The organism is Streptomyces drozdowiczii (assembly GCF_026167665.1).
GTDB classification, from domain to species: domain Bacteria; phylum Actinomycetota; class Actinomycetes; order Streptomycetales; family Streptomycetaceae; genus Streptomyces; species Streptomyces drozdowiczii_A.
Genome location: NZ_CP098740.1, coordinates 3,576,758 through 3,598,516, shown reverse-complemented (window position 1 = coordinate 3,598,516; position 21,759 = coordinate 3,576,758). Strand labels below are relative to the sequence as shown.

21 protein-coding genes and 2 pseudogenes are annotated in these 21,759 nt (G+C 72.3%); 9 read left to right on the top strand and 14 right to left on the bottom strand.

Annotated elements, in window-relative coordinates; translation table 11 throughout:
• Window positions 1-19: 19 nt before the first annotated feature.
• On the bottom strand, window positions 20-1,825 hold the full coding sequence (locus tag NEH16_RS16345; protein ID WP_265543183.1) for an NHL domain-containing thioredoxin family protein: 1,806 nt from the start codon (window positions 1,823-1,825) through the stop codon (window positions 20-22).
• A 64-nt stretch (window positions 1,826-1,889) separates the two neighbouring features.
• On the opposite strand from NEH16_RS16345, the gene NEH16_RS16340 reads away from it, so the two are divergent.
• The gene (locus NEH16_RS16340; RefSeq protein ID WP_265543181.1) at window positions 1,890-2,381 is read left to right on the top strand and encodes an LURP-one-related/scramblase family protein; all 492 of its coding nucleotides are present in this window, start codon (window positions 1,890-1,892) and stop codon (window positions 2,379-2,381) included.
• 65 nt (window positions 2,382-2,446) lie between these two features.
• Here NEH16_RS16340 and NEH16_RS16335 read toward each other — a convergent pair.
• Window positions 2,447-3,239, bottom strand: a pseudogene (locus NEH16_RS16335) (carbon-nitrogen family hydrolase).
• A gap of 179 nt (window positions 3,240-3,418) precedes the next feature.
• Here NEH16_RS16335 and NEH16_RS16330 point away from each other — a divergent pair.
• The gene (locus tag NEH16_RS16330) at window positions 3,419-4,243 is read left to right on the top strand and encodes a maleylpyruvate isomerase family mycothiol-dependent enzyme (RefSeq protein WP_073966571.1); all 825 of its coding nucleotides are present in this window, start codon (window positions 3,419-3,421) and stop codon (window positions 4,241-4,243) included.
• Window positions 4,244-4,250: 7 nt separating this feature from the next.
• Here NEH16_RS16330 and NEH16_RS16325 read toward each other — a convergent pair whose 3' ends face one another.
• From NEH16_RS16325 to NEH16_RS16310, 4 genes are all read right to left on the bottom strand, one after another.
• Entirely contained in the window at window positions 4,251-5,561 is a 1,311-nt protein-coding gene (locus tag NEH16_RS16325; RefSeq protein ID WP_073966572.1) for an MFS transporter, read from the bottom strand.
• Window positions 5,558-6,232, bottom strand: a complete 675-nt coding sequence (locus tag NEH16_RS16320; protein WP_265543178.1) for a GntR family transcriptional regulator — start codon at window positions 6,230-6,232, stop codon at window positions 5,558-5,560. The genes NEH16_RS16325 and NEH16_RS16320 overlap by 4 nt, the downstream gene beginning before the upstream one ends.
• A gap of 70 nt (window positions 6,233-6,302) precedes the next feature.
• Window positions 6,303-6,803, bottom strand: coding sequence for a GNAT family N-acetyltransferase (locus NEH16_RS16315; RefSeq protein ID WP_265543176.1), 501 nt, complete (start codon window positions 6,801-6,803; stop codon window positions 6,303-6,305).
• Between the two features lie 21 nt (window positions 6,804-6,824).
• Window positions 6,825-7,145, bottom strand: coding sequence for a hypothetical protein (locus NEH16_RS16310; RefSeq protein ID WP_265543174.1), 321 nt, complete (start codon window positions 7,143-7,145; stop codon window positions 6,825-6,827).
• Between the two features lie 219 nt (window positions 7,146-7,364).
• Here NEH16_RS16310 and NEH16_RS16305 point away from each other — a divergent pair, with 219 nt between their 5' ends.
• On the top strand, window positions 7,365-8,303 hold the full coding sequence (locus NEH16_RS16305; RefSeq protein ID WP_199879105.1) for a D-alanyl-D-alanine carboxypeptidase family protein: 939 nt from the start codon (window positions 7,365-7,367) through the stop codon (window positions 8,301-8,303).
• A 272-nt stretch (window positions 8,304-8,575) separates the two neighbouring features.
• Window positions 8,576-9,124: a DUF1062 domain-containing protein gene (locus tag NEH16_RS16300; RefSeq protein WP_265543172.1), complete on the top strand. Its 549-nt coding sequence runs from the start codon at window positions 8,576-8,578 to the stop codon at window positions 9,122-9,124.
• 43 nt (window positions 9,125-9,167) lie between these two features.
• On the opposite strand, the gene NEH16_RS16295 is transcribed toward NEH16_RS16300, so the two are convergent.
• Entirely contained in the window at window positions 9,168-9,590 is a 423-nt protein-coding gene (locus NEH16_RS16295) for a MarR family winged helix-turn-helix transcriptional regulator (RefSeq protein ID WP_018101980.1), read from the bottom strand.
• A gap of 169 nt (window positions 9,591-9,759) precedes the next feature.
• Here NEH16_RS16295 and eno point away from each other — a divergent pair, with 169 nt between their 5' ends.
• The 3 genes from eno to NEH16_RS16280 all read left to right on the top strand — a co-directional run bounded on the left by eno (window position 9,760) and on the right by NEH16_RS16280 (window position 13,713).
• On the top strand, window positions 9,760-11,040 hold the full coding sequence (gene eno, locus NEH16_RS16290) for a phosphopyruvate hydratase (protein ID WP_265543170.1): 1,281 nt from the start codon (window positions 9,760-9,762) through the stop codon (window positions 11,038-11,040).
• An 87-nt stretch (window positions 11,041-11,127) separates the two neighbouring features.
• Window positions 11,128-11,892: a DUF4097 family beta strand repeat-containing protein gene (locus NEH16_RS16285; protein ID WP_265543168.1), complete on the top strand. Its 765-nt coding sequence runs from the start codon at window positions 11,128-11,130 to the stop codon at window positions 11,890-11,892.
• Between the two features lie 105 nt (window positions 11,893-11,997).
• On the top strand, window positions 11,998-13,713 hold the full coding sequence (locus NEH16_RS16280; protein ID WP_265543167.1) for a GAF domain-containing SpoIIE family protein phosphatase: 1,716 nt from the start codon (window positions 11,998-12,000) through the stop codon (window positions 13,711-13,713).
• Window positions 13,714-13,775: 62 nt separating this feature from the next.
• On the opposite strand, the gene NEH16_RS16275 is transcribed toward NEH16_RS16280, so the two are convergent.
• Both NEH16_RS16275 and NEH16_RS16270 read right to left on the bottom strand, forming a co-directional pair.
• Window positions 13,776-14,237, bottom strand: a complete 462-nt coding sequence (locus NEH16_RS16275) for a PPOX class F420-dependent oxidoreductase (RefSeq protein ID WP_265543165.1) — start codon at window positions 14,235-14,237, stop codon at window positions 13,776-13,778.
• A 131-nt stretch (window positions 14,238-14,368) separates the two neighbouring features.
• Complete coding sequence (locus NEH16_RS16270) at window positions 14,369-15,274, bottom strand: NADP-dependent oxidoreductase (RefSeq protein WP_265543163.1); 906 nt, start codon at window positions 15,272-15,274, stop codon at window positions 14,369-14,371.
• A gap of 70 nt (window positions 15,275-15,344) precedes the next feature.
• Here NEH16_RS16270 and NEH16_RS16265 point away from each other — a divergent pair, with 70 nt between their 5' ends.
• A complete protein-coding gene (locus NEH16_RS16265; protein ID WP_265543161.1) occupies window positions 15,345-15,920 on the top strand; it encodes a TetR/AcrR family transcriptional regulator in 576 nt (191 codons plus the stop codon).
• Window positions 15,921-15,940: 20 nt separating this feature from the next.
• Here NEH16_RS16265 and NEH16_RS16260 read toward each other — a convergent pair whose 3' ends face one another.
• Window positions 15,941-16,564 (bottom strand): class I SAM-dependent methyltransferase, encoded by a 624-nt coding sequence (locus NEH16_RS16260; protein WP_265543159.1) that lies wholly within the window; start codon window positions 16,562-16,564, stop codon window positions 15,941-15,943.
• Window positions 16,565-16,624: 60 nt separating this feature from the next.
• On the opposite strand from NEH16_RS16260, the gene NEH16_RS16255 reads away from it, so the two are divergent.
• Window positions 16,625-17,287, top strand: coding sequence for a TetR/AcrR family transcriptional regulator (locus NEH16_RS16255; protein ID WP_265543157.1), 663 nt, complete (start codon window positions 16,625-16,627; stop codon window positions 17,285-17,287).
• 34 nt (window positions 17,288-17,321) lie between these two features.
• On the opposite strand, the gene NEH16_RS16250 is transcribed toward NEH16_RS16255, so the two are convergent.
• The 4 genes and pseudogenes from NEH16_RS16250 to pdhA form a co-directional block, all read right to left on the bottom strand.
• A complete protein-coding gene (locus tag NEH16_RS16250) occupies window positions 17,322-17,954 on the bottom strand; it encodes a DUF4232 domain-containing protein (RefSeq protein WP_265543155.1) in 633 nt (210 codons plus the stop codon).
• A gap of 147 nt (window positions 17,955-18,101) precedes the next feature.
• Window positions 18,102-19,501: pseudogene (locus tag NEH16_RS16245) on the bottom strand (dihydrolipoamide acetyltransferase family protein).
• Between the two features lie 12 nt (window positions 19,502-19,513).
• Window positions 19,514-20,494 carry an alpha-ketoacid dehydrogenase subunit beta gene (locus NEH16_RS16240; protein ID WP_073966587.1) on the bottom strand — a complete coding sequence of 327 codons (981 nt, stop codon included), beginning with the start codon at window positions 20,492-20,494 and terminating at the stop codon, window positions 19,514-19,516.
• A gap of 2 nt (window positions 20,495-20,496) precedes the next feature.
• A complete protein-coding gene (pdhA, locus tag NEH16_RS16235) occupies window positions 20,497-21,660 on the bottom strand; it encodes a pyruvate dehydrogenase (acetyl-transferring) E1 component subunit alpha (RefSeq protein ID WP_265543153.1) in 1,164 nt (387 codons plus the stop codon).
• Window positions 21,661-21,759: the final 99 nt, after the last annotated feature.

Sequence of the window (21,759 nt, the reverse complement as noted above, 5' to 3'; positions counted from 1 at the left end):
GGCTGAGGCGCCTCGGCGCTTACGCGTCCATCCCCGCGAGGACCAGCGGCAGCCGGGCCGCGCCGCCCCCCGTGACGCGGACCGGTACGCCCCAGTCCTGCTGGTGGACGTGGCAGGCCGGGTACTCGTTCGCCGGGTCGTCGTCGCAGGACGCGGCCATCGCGGAGACGTGCAGGACGCCCTCGGTGACGCCGTCCGCGAGGACGAGGTCGCGGAAGAGGTCGATGCCGGCGCCCTCGCCCTCGGCCAGCAGCCCGGGCGGGGTCGAGGAGACCAGCAGCCGCGTCGAGGGACCGTACCGGGTGTCCAGCTTCTGCCCGGCCGGTGCCTGGAAGACGACGTCGAGCCGGAGCGCGCCGGGGGCGACCTCGGTCGCGGCCCGCTGCGTGCGGTGCGCCTGTTCGGCGACGCGTACCGCCTCCTCGGGCAGCCGCAGCCGGGTCAGCCGGTGGCGGGCGGACTCCACGACCACGAGGTCGCCGTCCACCAGCACGGCGTCGCTGGGCTCCCGCAGGTCCGTGGCCAGGGTGGTGACCTCGTCGCCCGCCGGGTCGTACCGGCGCAGGGCGTGGTTGTAGGTGTCGCAGACGGCGACGGACCCGTCGGGCAGGGCGGTGACGCCGAGGGGGTGCTGGAGCAGGGCCTGCCCGGCGGCGCCGTCCCGGTGGCCGAAGTCGAAGAGGCCGGTGCCCACGGCCGTGTGCACGGCGCCCTCGCGGTCGACCCAGCGCAGCGCGGACGTCTCCGAGTCGGCGACCCACAGCCGCTCCTCGGTCGCCGCGAGCCCGGACGGCTGGGCGAACCACGCCTCCGCGCCGGGCCCGTCGACCAGGCCCTCGTTGGTGGTCCCGGCGGCGACCCGTACGGTGCCGTCCTCGGGGTCGTACGTCCACAGCTGGTGCACCCCGGCCATGGCGATCCAGAGCCGGCCGTCGAACCAGGCGACGTCCCACGGCGAGGAGAGGTCCACCTCGCGGGCCGGGCCGCTGGTGGGCGCCCCCTGCCACCACTGGCGGCCGGTGCCGGCGAGGGTGGTGGTGGTCCCGGTCGCCAGGTCGAGGGCGCGGATGGCGTGGTTGACGGTGTCGGCGACCGCGATCCGCCCGTCGGGCAGCAGGGCGAGCCCCTGCGGTTCGCTGAAGCGGACCTGGTCGGGCCCGCCGTCCGTGAACCCGCGCTCGCCCGTCCCGAAGTACCGGCGGACGGTCTCGCCGTCCGGGTCCAGCTCGACCAGCCGGTGCCGGGTGGTGTCGGAGACCAGGAAGCCGCCGTCCGCGAGGAGCAGCGCCTTGCCGGGGAACCGCAGATGCGTGGCGACCGGCTCGGGTGCCACGTAGGGGCCGTCCCCGCGTCGCAGGGTGCCCTTCGCCGCGTGCTCCGCCTCCAGCTCCTCGACCAGCTTCTCGATGGCGTGGGCATGGCCCTCACCGGCGTGCTGGGCGACGACGTAGCCCTCGGGGTCGATGACGACGAGCGTGGGCCAGGCGCGTACGGCGTACTGCTTCCAGGTGGCCAGCTCGGGGTCGTCGAGGACCGGGTGGTGGACCTCGTACCGCTCGACCGCGTCCACGACCGCCTGGTGCTCCGCCTCGTGCACGAACTTCGGCGAGTGCACGCCGATGATCACGACGGTGTCGCGGTGCTTCTCCTCCAGCTCGCGCAGTTCGTCGAGAACATGCAGGCAGTTCACACAGCAGAAGGTCCAGAAGTCGAGGATGACGATGCGTCCTCGCAGGTCGGCGAGGGTGTACTGCCGGTCGCCTGTATTGAGCCAGCCGCCCTTGCCGATGAGTTCGGGGGCCCTGACGCGCGCTCGTGTTGCCATGGGACCAGTCAACAACACCGTGGCGTTCCCGCATTCCACAGGTGGCTCGGGGAACCTGTGAGCCATGAGACTTCTCGTGCGTGAGCGCATCTTCGGCATCGGTGACGACTACTGGATCGAGGACGCGGACGGCCGCAAGGTCTTCCTGGTCGACGGCAAGGCCATGCGGGTGCGCGACACCTTCGAGCTGAAGGACGCGCAGGGCCGGATCCTGGTGGAGATCCGCCAGAAGCTCCTGAGCCTCCGCGACACGATGCTGATCGAGCGGGACGGCGAACAGCTCGCCAAGGTCAAGAAGAAGCACCTGTCGCTGCTCCGCAACCACTACCGCGTGACCCTCGCGGACGGCACCGAGCTGGACGTCAGCGGGAAGATCCTGGACCGCGAGTTCGCGATCGACTACGACGGCGAGCTGCTGGCCCAGATCTCCCGCCGCTGGCTGTCCATCCGGGACACGTACGGCATCGACATCGTGCGGGACGACGCCGACGCGTCACTGCTGATCGCGGTGGCGGTGTGCGTGATCGTGCTCGCGGAGAAGGACCACGACGACTGACCGCGCCTACCGCGCCAAGGGCCCCTTGTTTCACGTGAAACCGTGGGACGAGGGCCCTTCGCACGTCAGATCCTCGGCGCGGGCACTCCGAGCCGCCGGTCCTTCAGCGCCGGGAACTGCTCCCGGGTCGCCGCGACCTTGGCCGGGTCCAGCTCCACGGTCAGCACCTCCTCGTCCGCGCCCGCCTCCGCGAGCACCTCGCCCCAGGGGTCCACGACGAGGGAGTGCCCGGCCTGCTGGATGCCCGCGTGGGTACCGGCCGAGCCGACGGCCAGGACGTACGCCTGGTTCTCGACGGCACGGGCCCGGGCGAGCAGGGTCCAGTGGGCGCGGCGGCGCTCCGGCCAGCCGGCCGCGACGACCAGGGTCTCGGCGCCGGCGTCGACCAGCCCCCGGAACAGCTCCGGGAAGCGGAGGTCGTAGCAGGTGGCGAGGCCGAGCGTGGTCTCCGGCAGGGGACGGTGACCAGGTCCTCGCCGGCGCCCATCATGACCGCCTCGCCCTGGTCGAAGCCGAAGCGGTGGATCTTGCGGTAGGCGGCGGCCCGCTCGCCCTCGGGGAGAAGACGAGCGTGGTGTTGTAGAGGGTGCCGTCCCCGGCCCGTTCCACGAAGGAGCCGGCGTGCAGCCAGACCCCGGCCTCGGCGGCGGCCTTGGCCATCACCTCGTGCGTGGGGCCCGTCAGCGGCTCCGCCTCGTCCTCGAAGGCCGTATAGGCGAAGGCTCCGACCGGCCACAGTTCGGGCAGGACCACCAGATCCGCGCCCCGCTGCGACGCCACCAGTGCGGCGGCGCGTTCCCTGCGGGAACCGGCGGGTTCGTCCGGGTCTACTGCGATCTGGATGAGGGAGGCGCGCACACTACCACCGTCCTGGCATTCGAGCCGTCAACACCGGCCTACGATCGTCACACGAAAGCACTGCCGGGGTGCCTGCTCGCAGCGTAACTTAGCCACCGAACCTCATTGCTGCCCGCAGCCAGCAGCCCGACCGTCCGCGCCCAGTTGCCCATGCACCGCAGAACCGCACGAGGGGTCCCGTGACCGTCCATCCCAGCCTCCAGACCTACGCCGATGCCTGGACCCACTCCATCGAGTCCATAGCCGAGCTGGTGAGCCCGCTCGCCGAGGGGGAGTGGAACGGCCGCACGCCCTGCCCCAACTGGTCCGTGCGCGACATCGTGTCGCACATCATCGGCATGGAGTGCGAACAGCTCGGCGACCCGCGCCCGATCCACACCCTTCCGCGCGACCTGTTCCACGTCCAGAGCGAGTTCGCCCGGTACATGGAGATGCAGGTCGACGTCAGGCGCCACCACACCGCGCCGGAGATGACCTCCGAGCTGGAGTACACGATCATCCGCCGCTCCCGGCAGCTGCGGAACGAGACGCGGGACCCGGAGACCATGGTGCGGGCGCCGCTGGGCGCCGAGCAGACTCTGGAGACGGCGCTGCGGATGCGCGCCTTCGACGTCTGGGTGCACGAGCAGGACCTGCGGACGGCCCTGGGCAGGCCGGGCAACCTGGACTCCCCCGGCGCCCTGGTCGCCCGCGACATCCTGCTGCTGGGGCTGCCGAAGGTGGTGGCCAAGAGCGCGGGCGCACCGGCCAACTCCGCCGTGGTGCTGGACGTCCACGGGCCGCTGGAGTTCATGCGCACCGTACGGGTCGACGCCGAGGGGCGCGGTTCGCTGGACGTCGCCCCGTCGCTCGGGCCCGCGGCGACGCTGTCGATGGACTGGGAGACGTACGTACGGCTGGCCTGCGGCCGGGTGCGGCCCGCCGCGGTGGCGGACCGGATCAAGACCGAGGGCGACCAGGAGCTGGCCGACGCCATCCTCCAGCACTTCGCCGTCACCCCGTAGCCCCGGGTCACACCGGTACGTGCACCGCCTCCACCCGGCTGATCACATGGTGGTCGCGCTCGCGGCGCGCCGCCCTCGCGCGCAGCCGCAGGATCTGCGCGACGCCCAGCGCCTCCAGGACGAAGACCGACGAGAACGCCACCCGGTAGTTGTCGCCGGTCGCGTCCAGCAGCACGCCGACCGCGAGCAGCGTGGTCATCGAGGCGACGAAGCCGCCCATGTTGACGATGCCGGACGCGGTGCCCTGGCGCTCCGGCGGGTTGGCCGGGCGGGAGAAGTCGAAGCCGATCATCGAGGCGGGCCCGCACGCCCCGAGCACCACGCACAGGACGACCAGCAGCCACATCGGCGCATGGTCCCCGGGGTGGAAGATCGTCACCGCCCACAGCGCGGCCGTCGTGCCCACCGTGCCGAGGGCGAGCGGGACGCGGGCCGCGTGGTGACGGGCGATCACCTGCCCGTAGACGAGCCCCAGCGTCATGTTCGAGAGCACCACCAGGGTCAGCAGCTCACCGGCGGTCCCCCGGCCGAGCCCCTGGTCCTCGACCAGGAACGGCATGCCCCACAGCAGCAGGAACACCATCGCCGGGAACTGCGTGGTGAAGTGCACCCACATCCCGAGCCGGGTCCCGGGCTCCCGCCAGGAGGCGGCGATCTGCTTGCGCACGTAGGCCCCGCCGGCGTGCTGTGCGGGCGGCGGCTCGTAGCCCTCGGGGTGGTCCTTGAGGAAGAGCAGGAGCAGCACCAGCACCACGACCCCGGCCAGCGAGCTGCCGACGAAGGTGGTCGTCCAGCCGAGGCCGTGCAGGGCGCGGGCGATGACCAGCGTGGAGATCAGGTTGCCCGCCATCCCGAAGAGGGCGGCGACCTGGCCGATCAGCGGTCCCCGCCGGGCCGGGAACCAGCGCGTCCCCAGCCGGAGCACGCTGATGAACGTCATCGCGTCGCCGCAGCCCAGCAGCGCGCGGGAGGCGAGCGCGGTGCCGTACGAGGGGGAGAGCGCGAAGCCGAGCTGGCCGAGGGTGAACAGGACGGCCCCGAGGGTCAGGACGCGCTTGGTGCCGAGCCGGTCGACCATCAGGCCGACGGGTATCTGCATGCCCGCGTACACGAGCAGTTGGAGGATGGAGAAGGTGGAGAGCGCCGAGGCGTTGACGTCGAACCGGTCGGCGGCGTCGAGTCCGGCGACGCCGAGGCTGGTCCGGAAGATGATGGCGACGAAGTAGACGGCGACGCCGATGCCCCAGATCCTGACGGCACGCCGGCCGCCGGGCGGGTCACCGGGCAGGGGCAGGGTGGGCGCGGCGGCGGAACTCACCGGTCCTCACCCCGGACCAGCACCTTGACCCGGCCGACGTGGCGGCGCACGACCTGCGCGGCGCCCTCCGCGTCACCGGACCTGATCGCCTCCAGCAGCTCGCCGTGCTCCGTGATGTTGGCGGCGATCCTGTCCGGGTGGGCTTCCATGACGGCGACGCCCATCCGCAGCTGGCGGTCGCGCAGCTGGTCGTAGAGGCGGGACAGGATCTCGTTGCCCGCGTGGCGGACGATCTCGGCGTGGAAGCAGCGGTCCTTCACGGAGACGGTGGCCAGGTCGCCGGCGTCGGAGTAGTGCCGCTGCTCCTCCAGGAGCGCTTCCAGCCGGCTGATCAGCTGCGGGGATGCGGGCACCGCCTTGCGGGCGGCGAACTCCTCGACCAGCAGCCGGGTCTCCACCACGTCCGCGATCTCCTGGGCGGAGACGGCGAGCACCAGGGCGCCCTTCTTCGGGTAGAGCTTGATCAGCCCCTCGACCTCCAGGCGCAGCAGCGCCTCGCGCACCGGCGTGCGCGAGACCCCCACGGCCTCGGCGAGGCCGCCCTCGGTGAGGAGGGTGCCGCCCTCGTAGCGGCGGTCCAGGACGGCGTCCTTGACGTGCGTGTAGACGCGCTCGGCGGCCGGGGGGCGCTTCGCGGGCGGGGTCACGGGTGCGGGTGCGGGGGCAGGCATGGACACAGCATAGATACAACATGCACGCAAGCACCGCCCCGTCCACGATGTGGGCGACGGAGCGGGGGCGCTACCGCGCGGCGGCCAGCAGCAGCGTCGTGCTGCCGTCCTCCTCGGTGATGTCCCTGACGTGCTCGAACCCCACCTTCCGCAGGGCCGCCAGCGAGGCCGTGTTCGGCTCGGCCACGGTCGCGTACACCTGGTCCAGGCCCAGCACCTCGAAGCCGTACGCGGTGATCGTCCGCGCCAGTTCGGTGCCGAGGCCCTGGCCCCACGCCTCGGGGGCGAGGCCGTAGATCAGCTCGTGCCCCTCCACGGCCTCGGCCGGTTTGATCTCCGCGTGGCCGACCGTCCGGCCGCCTTGGCGCACGGCCCAGACGTCGAAGCCCTCGGTGCCGTAGGCGTGCGTGAAGATGCGGGAGAACGTGGTGCGGTACCGCTCCTCCGGCCACGGCCCGTCGCCCATCCACCGGGAGACGCGGGGGTCCAGGAAGAGGGCGACGAACGCCTCCTCGTCGGCGGGCACATACGGTTCGAGGACCAGGCGTTCGCTGCGCAGGGAAGGGGTCATGCGGGGACGCTATCCCGGCCCCTACGCGGACGACCCGTCGTTTTCCACCAGGCGCAGCGTCGGGCGCTGGGGCGCGAACTCGCCGAGGCCGAGCGCCGCCTCGCGCCAGTGCGCGGCCAGTTCGAGCAGGCGCTCCTCGTCCTGGCGGTAGTCCGGCGACGGCACGTCCGGCACGGTCCGCCACAGGATCGTCGCGGCGAAGCGGACCGCGTGCAGCGCGGCCGTCGTATGGGCCTCGACGCCGTCCTCGCCCAGCTGCCGCAGCGCCTCCAGGCGCTCGGCGAGGGCCACGAGCTCGCCGTAAGCCCTGACGGACTCCTGCGCACGCACGACATCGTCCACGGTGACCTCCGGCCTCTGGGGCGCTCGGATGTGACGCCGATGGTAGCCCCTGGCCGCCGCGCGTCCTCGCCCCGCGAACGCCGCGGGCCGCCCCGCCGCCCCTGGATGTCGTAAAAAATCACCCATGAGTGGGCCCAACCATGCGGGGCAGTCGTTCGTCTTATCAGCGCGGCGGCACCCTCATGTGGCCGCCTTCCAGGGGCATTTGGAGCGTTCACTTTGAAACTCGGCATTAAGGGCATAAGGCGCGGTCCGGCGACCGTCACGGTGGCCCTCACCACGGGCGCCCTGATCGCGGGCGGCGCGTTCGCCTCCACGGCACAGGCCGCCGCGCCCAAGGCGCCCTACTTCGCCAAGGCACGGGCCGCCGCGCCCAAGGCGCCCTCGATCGTCGCCAAGGGCGGCTTCGTGATGAACAACGGCACCGGAACGACGCTGTTCACCAAGGCCGCGGACACCCGCCGCTCCACCGGTTCGACGACGAAGATCATGACCGCGCGCGTGGTGCTGGCCCAGAAGGGCCTGAACCTGGACTCGAAGGTCACGATCCAGAAGGCGTACAGCGACTACATCGTCTCCAAGGGCGCGTCCTCGGCGCGGCTGATCGTGGGCGACAAGGTCACCGTGCGCCAGCTGCTCTACGGCCTCATGCTGCCGTCGGGCTGCGACGCCGCGTACGCGCTGGCGGACAAGTTCGGCTCCGGTTCGACGCGCGCGGCGCGGGTGAAGTCGTTCATCGGCAAGATGAACAGCACCGCCAAGACCCTCGGCCTGAAGAACACGCACTTCGACTCGTTCGACGGCATAGGGAACGGGTCCAACTACTCGACCCCGCGCGACCTGACGAAGCTCGCCAGCAGCGCGATGAAGTACTCCACGTTCCGCTCGGTCGTGAAGACGAAGTCGACCAAGCAGAAGGTCACGACGAAGAGCGGCGGCTACCGCTACATGTCGTGGACCAACACGAACAAGCTGCTGGGCACCTACAGCGGCGCGATCGGCGTGAAGACGGGCTCCGGCCCGGCGTCCAAGTACTGCCTGGTCTTCGCCGCGACCCGCAACGGCAAGACGGTGATCGGCACGGTCCTGACCTCGACGTCGGAGGCGAACCGCACGTCGGACGCGAAGAAGCTGATGGACTACGGCTTCAAGAAGTAGACCTGTCGTACGGAGAGGGGCCCCGCACACCACGGTGTGCGGGGCCCTTTCCGCGTCCGGCCGAAATCCGGTGGCGCTCCGTCGGCCCACCCCACTACCGTCCGGCCGGGGCACCGCCGTTCGCGGCGCCACCCCTCATCTGCCGTCCCCCGGAAGGGCGTTCCGTTGTACATCGCGTGAGACCTCCCCACTGCTGACCGGCCGCGCGTCGCACCCTGTGCGCCGTGCCGCTTCCCGCTGCGGATTTCTCACACGGAAACCGGTGTACACCTGTGCTCACCCATTGGGCCGTCATGCCCACACGCCTGCCCCTCGTCCTGCGCCGCTGCCACGCCTGCGCGTCCGGCACCTTCCGGGCGCACGGCAAGTTCCGCGTCAACGCGAACCACAAGCTGCTCGACGCCTGGCTCCTCGCGCTCTGCACGGGGTGCGGGGACACCACCAAGGTCACAATCCTGGAGCGCGCGCACGTCCGCTCCGTACGGCCTGAACTGCTGGACCGGATGCACGCCAACGACCCGGCCCTGGCGGGCGAACTCCTCCGGGACGGCGTCGTGCGGCGCCGCAACCGCATCGCCCTGGACTGGACGGGCGCCTGGCGCCTGGACACCGGGGGCGCGGACCACCTGGACCGCGAGGTGGCCGAGGTGTCCGTACGCTTCGAGGCCCCCGTCCCGGTCCGCCCGCTGCGCCTGGTCGCGGACGGCTTCGGCCTCTCGCGGGGCGCGACGGAACGCCTGCTGGCGGAGGGGAAGCTCGTCTCGCCGGTCCGCCTGACCGGGCGGACGTCGACGGACTTCGGCTTCCTGCTGAAGCGATGAGCCGGCGGGGGCCGGTTCTCGACGGACCGGCCCCCGCACCCCGTCAGTGCGCGGCCAGCCGCCCGACGAGCCCGATCGCGCGGGCCAGCAACGCGCGCTCCTCCTCGCTGAGTTCCGCGTCGATCGCGCGGGCCAGCCAGTCGGCCCGGCGCTCCCGCTCCTCCTCCAGGAGGGCGCGGCCCGCCTCCGACAGCTCGACCAGGCTCTTGCGGCCGTCGGTGGGGTGGGCGCGGCGGGTGATCAGCCCCTGGTCCATCAGCAGCCCGACCGCGCGCGCCATGGACTGCGGCCGCACCCGCTGGTTGGCGGCGAGCTCGCTGGTGGTCAGGGCGCCGTTGCGGTCCAGCTCGCCGAGCACGGCCACCTGGCCGAGCGGCATCTGGTCCTCAAGCTTCACGCGGCGGGTGAGCTTGCCCATCGCTGTGCGCAGCTCGGCGGCGATGGAGGCGGATTCCGGGAGGGGCATACCGCACTTTAACGCGGGGTCGGAATCAGGACAGCGGCGCACACAGCAATGCTGTTCAGCACAACTGCACAGCTGCACTGAACAGCATTGCTGTAGAGTTATCGATGCCGGGTCCCGCGCCACTGTCGTCGCAGCCGGACCGCGGCACGCGACAACGGGAAGGACTCCCATGACCGCCATCACTTCCGTCACCGGCCGCCGCGTCCTGGACAGCCGGGGCAACCCCACCGTCGAGGTGGACGTGGTCCTGTCGGACGGCTCGCTGGGCCGGGCCGCGGTCCCCTCCGGGGCGTCGACCGGCGCCCGCGAGGCCGTGGAACTGCGCGACGGCGACCCGGCCCGCTGGCACGGCAAGGGCGTGGACCGGGCCGTGGGCCACGTCAACACCGAGCTGACCGAGGCCGTGCTCGGACGGGACGCGGAGGACCAGGCCGGGCTGGACGCCGCGCTCGTCGCGGCCGACGGCACCGCCTCGAAGTCCCGGCTCGGCGCCAACGCGATCCTGGGCGTCTCGCTGGCCGCCGCCAAGGCCGCGGCGGCGGCGCACCGCCTGCCGCTCTACCGGTACCTGGGCGGTTCGGACGCCCGGCTGCTGCCCGTCCCGATGATGAACATCGTCAACGGGGGCGCCCACGCGGACAATCCGCTGGACTTCCAGGAGTTCATGATCGCCCCGATCGGCGCGGAGACCTTCGCCGAGGCGGTCCGCATGGGCTCGGAGGTCTTCCACACCCTGCGCCGCGACCTGCTCGCCGCCGGCCACTCCACGGGCGTCGGCGACGAGGGCGGCTTCGCGCCGTCCCTCCGTACGGCGGAAGAGGCGCTGGACTTCGTCGTGGCGGCCGTCGAGCGCACGGGGTACCGGCCGGGCACGGACATCGGCCTGGTGATGGACCCGGCGACGTCGGAGTTCTTCCGCGACGGGGTCTACGACTACGCGGGCGAGGGCGTACGCCGGACCCCGGCGGAGCACGCGGACTACCTGGTGAAACTGATCGACGCCTACCCGGTCGTGTCGGTCGAGGACGCGATGGCCGAGGACGACCTCGACGGCTGGCGCGAGCTGACCGCCCGCGTCGGCGACCGCTGCCAGCTCACCGGCGACGACGTGTTCTGCACGAACGACGCGCTGCTGCGCGAGGGCATCGCCTCCGGGGTCGCCAACTCGATCCTGGTGAAGGTCAACCAGATCGGCACCCTGACGGAGGCGATGACCACGGTCTCCACCGCGCACCGCGCCGGCTACACGGTCGTCATGTCGCACCGCTCGGGCGAGACCGAGGACACCACGATCGCGGACCTGGCGGTCGCCACGGGCTGCGGCCAGATCAAGACGGGCTCCCTGTCCCGGTCCGACCGCACCGCGAAGTACAACCAGCTGATCCGCATCGAGGAGGAGTTGGGCACGAGTGCCCGGTACGCGGGCACGGAGGCGCTGCGCGCCCGGTAGGGGTCGGTACGCCGACGCGGGCTGCGTCCCGGACGCGCCGGCTTCCGCCTGAGCCGTAAGCCCCCGTTCCCGGGGCACACGCCTTCCATGACCTCATCGCGGAGTGGAGCGAAAAGCCTCGCGGTCCTGGCCGGGTGCGCGCTGCTGGTGCTGACCGCCTGCGGGCACGGTGGCGCGGACCCGCGGAGCGGGGACTTCCGGACGGCCTCCCTCGCGGAGGGTGCCCGGCTCGTCATCACCACCCAGGGCGGGGTGCGCGTCGTCGGGACGGACGGCGACCACGTCACGGTGGACGGATCGGTCCTCGCCCACGGGGACGACGGGGACGGGGACACGTACACGCTCGACCTGCCCTGCGACGAGGCCGACGACCGGGCCCGGGACAACTGCGGCGGCATGCCCCTCGTGCGCGTCCCCGCCGGCGTCACGCTCACCGTGCGGGCGCGCAACGCGGGCATCGACGTCAGCGATGTCCGGGGCGGGCTGAGCCTCAGCACCGTCAACGGCGACGTCACCGTGCAGGACGCGGGCACGAAGGACGCCCGCCAGCACCTCGTGACGCGTAACGGGTCCGTCCGGGCGACCGGCCTCAAGGGCGCCGGCGTCGAGGCGGAGACGGTCAACGGGGACGTCGACCTGGGGTGCGCCACCGCTCCGGACACCCTCAGCGGCGTGACCCGCAACGGCTCCGCGCGCGTCACGCTCCCGGCCGGCGCACCCCCGTACACCACCGAAGCGCACACCGTGAACGGCCGCTCCACCTCGGACGTCCCGGTCGCCGAGCGCTCGGACCACGCGCACCGGCTCACTCTGCGCACGGTCAACGGCGACACGGAGGTCCGGCGGGGCTAGGGGGCCGGCCGCAGGCCAGGACAGCGCGGACCATCGCCCTTATATTCGTAAAATGCGCTTTGTGGACATCGCGCCGTTCCCGCCCGCCCGGCCGGGGGCCGCGGGGTGAGGGACCCCGGGAGGCTTGAGGCGCTGCGGCTGGCGGGGCTGACCGCGGCCGCCGACCCCGGCATGGACCGGTTCGCGCGGCTGGTCACGCGCCTGCTGCGGGTGCCGGTGTCGCTGGTCTCGCTGCTGGAGCCCGACCGGCAGGTCTTTCCCGGCATGGTCGGGATGTCCGGCCACTGGGCGGCCCGGCGCGAGACCCCGCTCAGCCACTCCTTCTGCCAGCACGTCGTCGCGGACGGCGGTCCGCTGGTCCTCAACGACACCCGGGTGCACCCCCGGACCTGCGCCAGCCTCGCCATCCCCGATCTCGACGTGATCGCGTACGCCGGAATGCCGCTCACCGACGCCGACGGACACGTCCTGGGCTCGCTCTGCGCGATCGACCACCGGCCCCGGGAGTGGACGGCGGACGATCTGCACGACCTCGAGGACCTCACCGCCGCCTGCTCGATGGAACTGCGGCTGCGGATCGCGTCGGAGCTGCTCCAGCGGGACCGCGACCACGCCGGCCTTCTGCTGCGCGCCTCGGTCGAACTCGCCCACGCCCACGATCCGACCGACCTGACCCGCCGCCTCCGCCACCTTTTCAAGGGGCCCGCCGAGCCCGCGTTCGTGGGGCTGCTGCTGGCCGACGGCCCAGGGCTGTGGCGGGTCATCGACCCGGACGACGCGCGCCCGGTGGAGAGCGCCATCGACCGTCTCGACCGGGACGCGCCCTTCCCCAGCGCGCGGGCCATGCGGGAGCAGCGCACCGTCTTCGTCCCGGACCGCGCCGCGCTGGTGGCCGGCTTCGCGCCCGAGGCCGTCGCCGGATACGACTCGCTGGGCCTCCAGTCCGTGCTGTGCGTGCCGCTGCCGAACGGCCACGGCGTGCTGACCTGGTGCTGGTCCCGCCCGCACGTCATGGCGCCGACCGAGGAGGCGGTGCTCACCACGGTGGCCGGATATGTGAGCCAGGCCGTGGAGCGCACCCGCTTCGTGGCGAACCGGCTCAGCACCGCGGAGCAGCTCCAGGCCGCGATGCTGACGGAGCTGCCGGACGTGCCCGGTCTCGACATGGCGGCCCTGTATCTGCCCGCCGCCGACCAGGACATGGTGGGCGGGGACTGGTACGACGCGTATCCGCTGCCCGCGTCGCTCATGATCTCGATCGGTGACGTGATCGGCCACGACGTCCGGGCCGCCACCGTGATGGGCCAGATCCGCAGCATGCTCCGCCAGGCCAGCCTGGACGACCCGGCCCACTCGCCCGCCGCCGCCCTGCACGCCATCGACCAGGCCATCGGCGTCCTGCCCCTCGGCATGGGCGCCACGGCGGTCCACGCCCGCCTCGACCACGACGCCGGCCGCTGGCGCCTGACCTGGTCGAACGCGGGACACCCTCCGCCGCTCCTCTACACCCCGGGCGCGGGCGTCGCGCCCCTGTCCGGCCACGACCTCCTCCTGCTCGGCCTGCCGGACGCCCCGCCCCGCGAGGACCACACCCACGACCTGCCCCCGGGCAGCGTGCTCCTCCTCTACACGGACGGCCTGGTCGAACGCCGCGACGAGGACATCGAGGCGTGCACCGCCGACACGGCGGCCACCCTCGCCCGCCACTCCGACAAGCCCTTGCCCCTCCTCCTCCAGGCCCTCTCCGCCGGCCTCGCGGAGATCCCTCGGAGGGACGACGTGGCGGTGCTGGTGGTGCGGGTCACCGGGCCCGGTGGGTGATGGTCCCGCCAGGGACGGCCGCCGCCGGGTACGGGTGCTCGCGGCCGGGCGAGCGGGTGTTCCTAAACTCCCGTCACGTCCAGAGCCGTTCCGTACAGCCGGTCCGCCTTCAGCCGAATGACCACCCGGCGCTCGGCCACCAACTGCTCGAGGAACGCGTCCTCGTCCTCGGGTCGCGCGGCCGGCGGGATCATGGCGAGCAGTTCCCGCCCGACCGCGTCGCCCGGAGCGGTCGTGGCCTCGGAGACCTCTGCCGTGCCCTCCGCCACCGCGAACGACCACACGTCATCGCCTCGTACGTGCAGCGCCGCGTGCGGGTCGCGGCGCAGGTGCGCGACCTTGACCCGTTCCGCGGTCGTGGAGAACCGAGCGACGCGGGCCTCCGCGTCCCAGCTGTACAGCATGGTCGTCAGGTGCGGGTGGCCGCTGCGCTTGACGGTGGCAAGCGTGCCGAACTGCTGCGTGCGCAGCAGTTCGGACAGGGAGGCGTCGGACAGGGGCCGGGGCGCGGGTCCTTGAGTCATGACCGCGCCAACGCGTCGGGCTGCCGCCCCATTCCCGCCGAACTCCTCCTGCGGACACCGGAGAAGACGAGGGGTCAGCACCGGCCCGGCCCGGAGCCCTCGCAGCCGCCGGAGGCCGGGGCAGGCCCCCGTCAGGCGTCCGACCGGACGACCACCACCCGCCGCCCACGCGTGTGGCCCGCCCGGCTGTCGGCGTGCGCCTGGGCCGCCTCCGTGAGGGCGTACGACTTCTCGACCGGGATGTGGAGCCTCCCCCGCTCGATGAGGTCCACCGCCTCCGCGAGCGCGTCCGGCACGCTGCCGGCCACGCCGGAGAAGCGGACGCCGAATTCCGGGGCGCCGAGATCCGCGATGGTGATCACCTTGCCCGGATCGCCCGTCAGCGCGACGAGTTCGGGGATCACGCCCGAGCCGGCCAGATCGAGCGCCGCGTCGACCCGGCCGAGCCCGCGCACCCGCTCGACCCAGCCTTCTCCGTACGTCGTGGCGAGCGCGCCCAGCCCGCGCAGGTAGTCCTGGTTCGCGGCGCCGCCCGTGCCGATCACCGCGATGCCCCGGTCCCGGGCGATCTGGAGCACCGCCGACCCGACTCCGCCGGACGCCCCGCTCACCAGCAGCGTCTCGCCCGGCCGTACGCCGACCTGGCCGATGACGCGCAGAGCGGTCTCCACCACGGAGGGATACCCGGCCGCCTCCTCGAACGACAGCCCCTCGGGCATCCGGGCCCAGGCCGACAGCACGGCGAACTCGGCGTAGGTGTCGGCCCCTTCGCCGAACACGCGGTCCCCGATCTCCACGCCTTCGACGCCCTCACCGACCTCGTCCACGACCCCGGCGGCGTCCAGCCCGACGCCGGAGGGCAGCACGGTCGGATGGGCGCCCAGGACCTGGCCCTCGCGGACCCTCCAGTCGACGGGGTTCACGCCGGCCGCCCGCACGGCGATACGTATCCGGCCGGGACCGGCGTGGGGCTCCTCGGCGTCGATGAGGCGCAGGACATCGGGGCCGCCGAACTCGGCGAAGCTCACTTTCTTCATGCCGGGGACCGTAACACTAACGGTTAGCTTTTTGAAACGGTTGCGGATACGTACCTGCTAGCGTGAGCGCATGACCGTGCAGTCCGGGCGCCGCGAGCGCAAGAAGGCCGCGACCCGCCAGAAGATCGCCGACACCGCCCTGCGGCTCTTCCTGGACCGCGGATACGAGGCGGTGGGCATCCGGGAGATCGCCGCCGAGGCGGACGTGGCCGTCACCACGCTCTTCTCCCACTTCGCCTCGAAAGAGGCCCTGGTGTTCGAGCAGGACGCCGACTTCGAGCACCGGCTCGCGCAGGCGGTCTCCGGCCGCGCGCCGGACGAACCGCTCATGCCCGCGCTGCGCCGCGAGATCCACGCGATGGTCCGGCACTGCACGGCGGACGGCGCCGCCCCCCTCTGGCGCATGATCGACGGGTCGGCCCCGCTGCGGGAGTACGAGGGGGCGATGAGGCTGCGGCACGCGGAGTCGCTGGCGACGGCCATCGCCGCCGACCCCGGGCTGTCCCGGACCCCCACGGCCTGCCGGACGATCGCCAGGTTCGTGGTCGACGCGCACGCCCTGGCCCGTGAGGCGGCCGATCCGGAGGCCGCCGTGGACGAGATCTTCGGGATGATCGAGGCGGCCTGGGAGGCCACGGGCCCCTGAAGAGCCGGCCGCCGCCGCCCTCACCCCGCGAGGTCGCGCCGCAGCGTGAACCAGGCCGTCGGGAACGGATTCGTGCCGGGGGTCACGTCGGTCAGCCGCCATCCCGCGAACCGGCTCTCCAACTCGTCGGCGGTGACACCGGAGAACGGGTCGTCGAGCACGTCGGGGCCGTACCCGAACATCAGCAGCGTCGCCCCCGGCGCGGCCCGCTCCGTGAGGCCGGCGGCGTACGCGTCGCGGCGGTGCGCGGGGATGCCGCAGTAGCAACTCAGGTCGAAGAACAGGTCGTACGGGCCCGGCACCCCCAACTCGCTGAGCCGGGTGGCGTCCCCGCAGAGGAACTCGACATCGGCACCGGCCTCCTCGGCCCGCCCCCTCGCCCCCCGCACCGCGCGCTCGACCAGGTCGACGGCGGTCACCCGCCAGCCGTGCCGGGCCAGGTACACCGCGTTGGTCCCCATGCCGCAGCCCAGCTCCAGGGCGCGTCCCGGCTCCGGCGCGCCGACCCCCTCCACCAGGGCGACCAGCTCGGGCGGGGTGACGCCGGTGTCCCAGGGCGGGGTGCCGTCCCGGTAGTAGTCCTCCAGCATGCGTCGTACGGCGGCCTCCTGGCCGAGTTCGGCGGCCGAGCCGGGCTCACTCATCGCTCCTCCAGAATACTAGAGCTGAACTTTAGTGTTCGACTCCAGATATAGGCTCGGACCATGGACAGCGTCAAGGGACCCGGCTCGCGGAACGCCAAACGCCCCGACGGGCGGGCGGAGCGTTCGCGGCTCACCCGGGAGAAGATCGTCACGGCCGCACGGGAGCTGTTCGTCGCGCAGGGGTACGGGGCGACGAGCCTCCAGGAGGTGGCGGACCGCGCCGGCGTGGCCGTCCAGACCGTGTACTTCGTGTTCCGGAACAAGCGCGCGCTGTTCAAGGACGTCGTCGACACGACCATCGCGGGCGACGCCGAACCGGTCGCCACGATGAACCGGGACTGGTTCCGCGACGCCTGCGCCGCACGCACCGCGAGGGACCAAGTAGCCGCCCATGTGAGGGGCGTACGCGAGATCCTGGGCCGGGTCGCACCGATCATGCCGGTCATCGCGGCGGCCTCCGCGACCGATCCGGAGATCGCCGCGGAGTGGACCTCGGACCCGGACCCGCGTTACGTCGTCCAGCGCGCGGCGGCCGAGGAGCTGGTCCGTAAGCCCGGCATGCTCCCCGGCATCGACGCGGACCGCGCGGCGGACCTGCTGTACGGGCTGCTCAGCCCGGAGTTGTACCTGATCCTCGTCCGGGACCGGGGCTGGACGCCCGACGCCTGGGAGGAGTGGGCCCGTACGACCCTGACCGCCCAGCTCTGCGGCGGGGCCGGGTAACCGACCGGGCCGGGCGCCGCGCCCGTCGTACGGCTCAGCCGCCCTGGCCCGCGCTGCCGATCGGGCCGACCCTCACGGGCTCGCCGGACCCGTCCGTGACGGGCAGCGAGGGCTTGCCCGGCCAGGCGAGGGTGACCGACTTCGTCTCGTTGGGCGGGGTCACCACCAAGCCGGTGATGCGGACGCCGGAGCCGCCCGTCTCGTTGAGCGGGTAGGTGACGGAGAAGGCGATCTTCTTCCCGTTCTTGAGAACGTACGGGTCTCCGGGCGCACCCTTGCGGTCGGCGGAAATCGAGCCCGAGTCGGTCTTGAGGTCGACGCCCGCGAACCCCGCGACCACGCAGTCCCGGCCGCCGGTGTTCTCCATCTCCACCGCGACGGTCCCTCGCGGGTCGCCGTCGATGAAGTTGTCGATCGCCGTGATCTTCAGCCCGTCGGTGCGGCACTTGGCGGCCTGGCCGCTCGCGTCGGAGCCGGCTCCCGCGTCCGCGTCCTCTCCACCGGCGCCCGCATCCGAACCGCCGGAATCCGCACTGCTGCGGGACGGGGACGAGGTCGCCACCGGCGACGGGTCGGTCTGCGCCGCATCGTCGTCGTTCTGGCAGGCCGTGAGCGAGAGGCCCGCGGCGACGGCCAGGGCGGCGAAGGTGATCCTGTGAGAGCGCATCGTTTCGTCCTCGGTATCCGTTGACAGTTCCGATCAGCAAGAACCGTCCGGGACGGGGGTACGTTGCGCCCAACCGGTGTCTCATACACCCTTGTTACAAAGCAAAGGGGCCCGCGCGCACCTCGCGCGGGCCCCTCGTGCGGACGACTACGCCCAGGTGATCAGCCGCTTGGGCTGCTCCAGGATCGCGGCGATGTCCGCCAGGAACTTGGAGCCCAGCTCGCCGTCGATCAGCCGGTGGTCGAACGACAGGGCCAGCGTGGTCACCTGACGGGGCTTCACCTTGCTCTTGTGGACCCACGGCTGGAGCTTGATCGCGCCGACCGCCAGGATCGCGGACTCGCCCGGGTTGAGGATCGGCGTACCGGTGTCGACGCCGAAGACGCCCACGTTGGTGATGGTCACCGTGCCGCCCGCCATCGCGGCCGGGGACGTCCTGCCGTCCCGGGCCGTGGCGACCAGCTCACCCAGGGACGCGGCCAGCTGGGGCAGCGTCTGCTCCTGGGCGTCCTTGATGTTCGGGACGATCAGGCCGCGCGGAGTGGCGGCGGCGATGCCCAGGTTCACGTAGTGCTTCTGGACGATCTCCTGGTTCGCCTCGTCCCAGACCGCGTTGACCCCGGGGTTCCGCTTGATCGCGACCAGGAGGGCCTTGGCGATGACGAGGAGCGGGTTGACCCGCACCCCCGCCATGTCCTTGTCCTCCTTCAGCTCCGCCACGAGCTTCATCGTGCGCGTCACGTCGACGGTCACGAACTCGGTGACGTGCGGAGCGGTGAACGCGCTGCCGACCATCGCCTGGGCGATGGCCTTGCGGACGCCCTTGACCGGGATACGCGTCTCGCGGACGCCCTGCTGGACGGGAACCTCCGCTTCCGCGACCGCCGGCGCCACGGACGGGGCCTCCGGAGCCACCGGCTCCGACGGCGTCGCCGCCGCGTGCACGTCCTCGCGCGTGATGACACCGCCGACGCCGGTCGGGGTGACCGTCGCCAGGTCGATGCCCAGGTCCTTCGCGAGCTTGCGGACCGGCGGCTTGGCCAGCGGCCGGGCCTCCGGGATCGCGGCCGTGCCCTGGCCGTTCAGCTCGGCCTGCACGGCGGCGGGCGCGGCGGCCGGGGGCGCGGTCTCGGCGCCCTTGCGGGCCCGGCGCTTCGTGGAGGACTCGGACACGCCGTAACCCACCAGGACGGGCTGCCGGCCCTTGGGCTCCTCGGGAGCGGCCTCGGGGCCGGGGCGGCGGCGGGCTCCTCGGCGACGGGGTCGCCCGAGCCCGGCGCCACGTCCACCGCGATGATCACCTGGCCCACGTCGACCGTGGTGCCCTCGGGGAAGCGCAGTTCGTGGACGACGCCGTCGAACGGGATCGGCAGCTCGACGGCGGCCTTCGCGGTCTCGACCTCGCAGACGACCTGGCCGTCCGTGACGGTGTCGCCGGGCTGGACGTACCACTTGAGGATCTCGGCCTCGGTCAGTCCCTCGCCCACGTCGGGCATCTTGAACTCACGGAAGCGAGCAGCGTTGGAAGTGTCGGTCATCGTGGTCACGCTCCTCTCTCCTCAGTACGCCAGCGAGCGGTCGACGGCGTCGAGCACCCGGTCCAGGCCCGGCAGGTACTCCTCCTCCAGGCGCGCCGGCGGGTACGGCGCGTGGTAGCCGCCGACCCGCAGCACGGGCGCCTCCAGGTGGTAGAAGCACCGCTCCGTGATGCGGGCGGCGATCTCGGCCCCGGAGCCGTAGAAGACGGGTGCCTCGTGGACGACGACCAGGCGGCGGGTCTTCTCGACGGACGCCTGGATGGTGTCGAAGTCGATCGGGGACATCGAGCGCAGGTCCACGACCTCCACCGACTTGCCCTCCTCCTGGGCGGCCGCGGCGGCCTCCAGGCAGACCTTCACCATCGGGCCGTACGCGGCGAGCGTGAGGTCCGTGCCGGTGCGGGCGACGGCGGCCGCGTGCAGCGCGCCCGGGATGGACTCGGTGTCGACCTCGCCCTTGTCCCAGTAGCGCCGCTTCGGCTCGAAGAAGATGACCGGGTCGTCGCTCTGGACGGCCTGCTGCATCATCCAGTACGCGTCGGACGCGTTGGACGGGGAGACCACCTTCAACCCCGCGACGTGCGCGAACAGCGCCTCGGGGGACTCGCTGTGGTGCTCGACGGCGCCGATGCCGCCGCCGTACGGGATGCGCACGACGACGGGGAGCTTGATCTTGCCGAGCGCGCGGGCGTGCATCTTCGCGAGCTGCGTGACGATCTGGTCGTACGCGGGGAAGACGAAGCCGTCGAACTGGATCTCCACGACGGGCCGGTAGCCGCGCAGGGCGAGGCCGATCGCCGTACCGACGATGCCGGACTCGGCGAGCGGGGTGTCGATGACGCGGTCCTCGCCGAAGTCCTTCTGGAGGCCGTCGGTGATCCGGAAGACGCCGCCGAGCTTGCCGACGTCCTCACCCATGATGAGGACCTTCGGGTCGGTGTCGAGGGCCTTGCGCAGCGACTCGTTGAGCGCCTTCGCGAGGGACATCTTTTCCATGGCCATGGTTACTTGCCCTCCTCGGCGAACGAAGCCTGGTAGGCGGCGAACTCGGCGCGCTCCTCGTCGACGAGCGGGTTGCCGTCGGCGTAGACGTGGTCGAACATCGCCATCCGGTCCGGGTCGGGCATCGCCCGTACGGCCTCGCGGACGCGCTTGCCGAGGGCCTCGCTCTCCTCGTCCAGGGCGGTGAAGAACGCCTCGTCGGCCGCGCCCTGCTTCTCCAGGTACGTGCGCAGGCGCAGGATCGGGTCCTTGGCCTCCCAGGCCGCGCGCTCCTCGTCCGCCCGGTACTTCGTCGGGTCGTCGGACGTGGTGTGCGCGCCCATGCGGTACGTGAACGCCTCGACCAGGGTCGGGCCCTCGCCGCGCCGGGCCCGCTCCAGGGCGGACTTGGTGACGGCCAGGCAGGCCAGGACGTCGTTGCCGTCGACGCGGACGCCGGGGAAGCCGAAGCCCTGGGCGCGCTGGTAGAGCGGCACCCGCATCTGCTTCTCGGTGGGCTCGGAGATCGCCCACTGGTTGTTCTGGCAGAAGAAGACGACCGGGGCGTTGTAGACGGCGGAGAAGGTGAACGCCTCCGCGACGTCGCCCTGGCTGGAGGCGCCGTCGCCGAAGTACGCGACCACGGCCGAGTCCGCGCCGTCCTTGGCCACGCCCATGGCGTAGCCGGTGGCGTGCAGGGTCTGCGAGCCGATGACGATCGTGTACAGGTGGAAGTTGTTGCTGTTCGGGTCCCAGCCGCCGTGGTTCACACCGCGGAACATCCCGAGCAGATTGGTCGGGTCGACGCCCCGGCACCAGGCCACACCGTGCTCACGGTAGGTCGGGAAGACGTAGTCGTCGTCGCGCAGGGCCCGGCCGGAACCGATCTGGGCGGCCTCCTGGCCGAGCAGCGAGGCCCACAGGCCCAGCTCGCCCTGGCGCTGGAGTGCGGTGGCCTCGGCGTCGAAGCGGCGGGTGAGGACCATGTCCCGGTACAGGCCGCGCAGCTCTTCCGCGCTCAGGTCGATCGAGTAGTCCGGGTGCTCGACCCGCTCGCCCTCGGGCGTCAGCAGCTGTACCAGCTCGGGCGTCGAACCCTCCGGCGTCTTCGCGGGCGTCTTCGCGGCGCTGGTCCGCTTGCTGCTGCGTCGCGGTTTACGCGCGGCAGCAGTGCTCTCCACGGTCACGTGCGTGCTCCTCCGTCGGTCCGGCCCCCGGGGTCTGCCGGGAGACCAGTGCGGCTCGCCTGTGTCCGTACCCGTGCACGGGGTGGGTGCCGCTCGGTC

Coding starts and splice junctions, on each gene's coding strand:
- NEH16_RS16250 (WP_265543155.1), bottom strand. CDS start 17,954: ATGCGCTCTCACAGGATCACCTTCGCCGCCCTGGCCGTCGCCGCGGGC.
- NEH16_RS16320 (WP_265543178.1), bottom strand. CDS start 6,232: ATGCCTGCCCCCGCACCCGCACCCGTGACCCCGCCCGCGAAGCGCCCC.
- NEH16_RS16345 (WP_265543183.1), bottom strand. CDS start 1,825: ATGGCAACACGAGCGCGCGTCAGGGCCCCCGAACTCATCGGCAAGGGC.
- NEH16_RS16340 (WP_265543181.1), top strand. CDS start 1,890: ATGAGACTTCTCGTGCGTGAGCGCATCTTCGGCATCGGTGACGACTAC.
- NEH16_RS16275 (WP_265543165.1), bottom strand. CDS start 14,237: ATGACTCAAGGACCCGCGCCCCGGCCCCTGTCCGACGCCTCCCTGTCC.
- NEH16_RS16255 (WP_265543157.1), top strand. CDS start 16,625: ATGGACAGCGTCAAGGGACCCGGCTCGCGGAACGCCAAACGCCCCGAC.
- NEH16_RS16240 (WP_073966587.1), bottom strand. CDS start 20,494: ATGGCCATGGAAAAGATGTCCCTCGCGAAGGCGCTCAACGAGTCGCTG.
- NEH16_RS16260 (WP_265543159.1), bottom strand. CDS start 16,564: ATGAGTGAGCCCGGCTCGGCCGCCGAACTCGGCCAGGAGGCCGCCGTA.
- NEH16_RS16315 (WP_265543176.1), bottom strand. CDS start 6,803: ATGACCCCTTCCCTGCGCAGCGAACGCCTGGTCCTCGAACCGTATGTG.
- NEH16_RS16285 (WP_265543168.1), top strand. CDS start 11,128: ATGACCTCATCGCGGAGTGGAGCGAAAAGCCTCGCGGTCCTGGCCGGG.
- NEH16_RS16295 (WP_018101980.1), bottom strand. CDS start 9,590: ATGCCCCTCCCGGAATCCGCCTCCATCGCCGCCGAGCTGCGCACAGCG.
- NEH16_RS16270 (WP_265543163.1), bottom strand. CDS start 15,274: ATGAAGAAAGTGAGCTTCGCCGAGTTCGGCGGCCCCGATGTCCTGCGC.
- eno (WP_265543170.1), top strand. CDS start 9,760: ATGACCGCCATCACTTCCGTCACCGGCCGCCGCGTCCTGGACAGCCGG.
- NEH16_RS16265 (WP_265543161.1), top strand. CDS start 15,345: ATGACCGTGCAGTCCGGGCGCCGCGAGCGCAAGAAGGCCGCGACCCGC.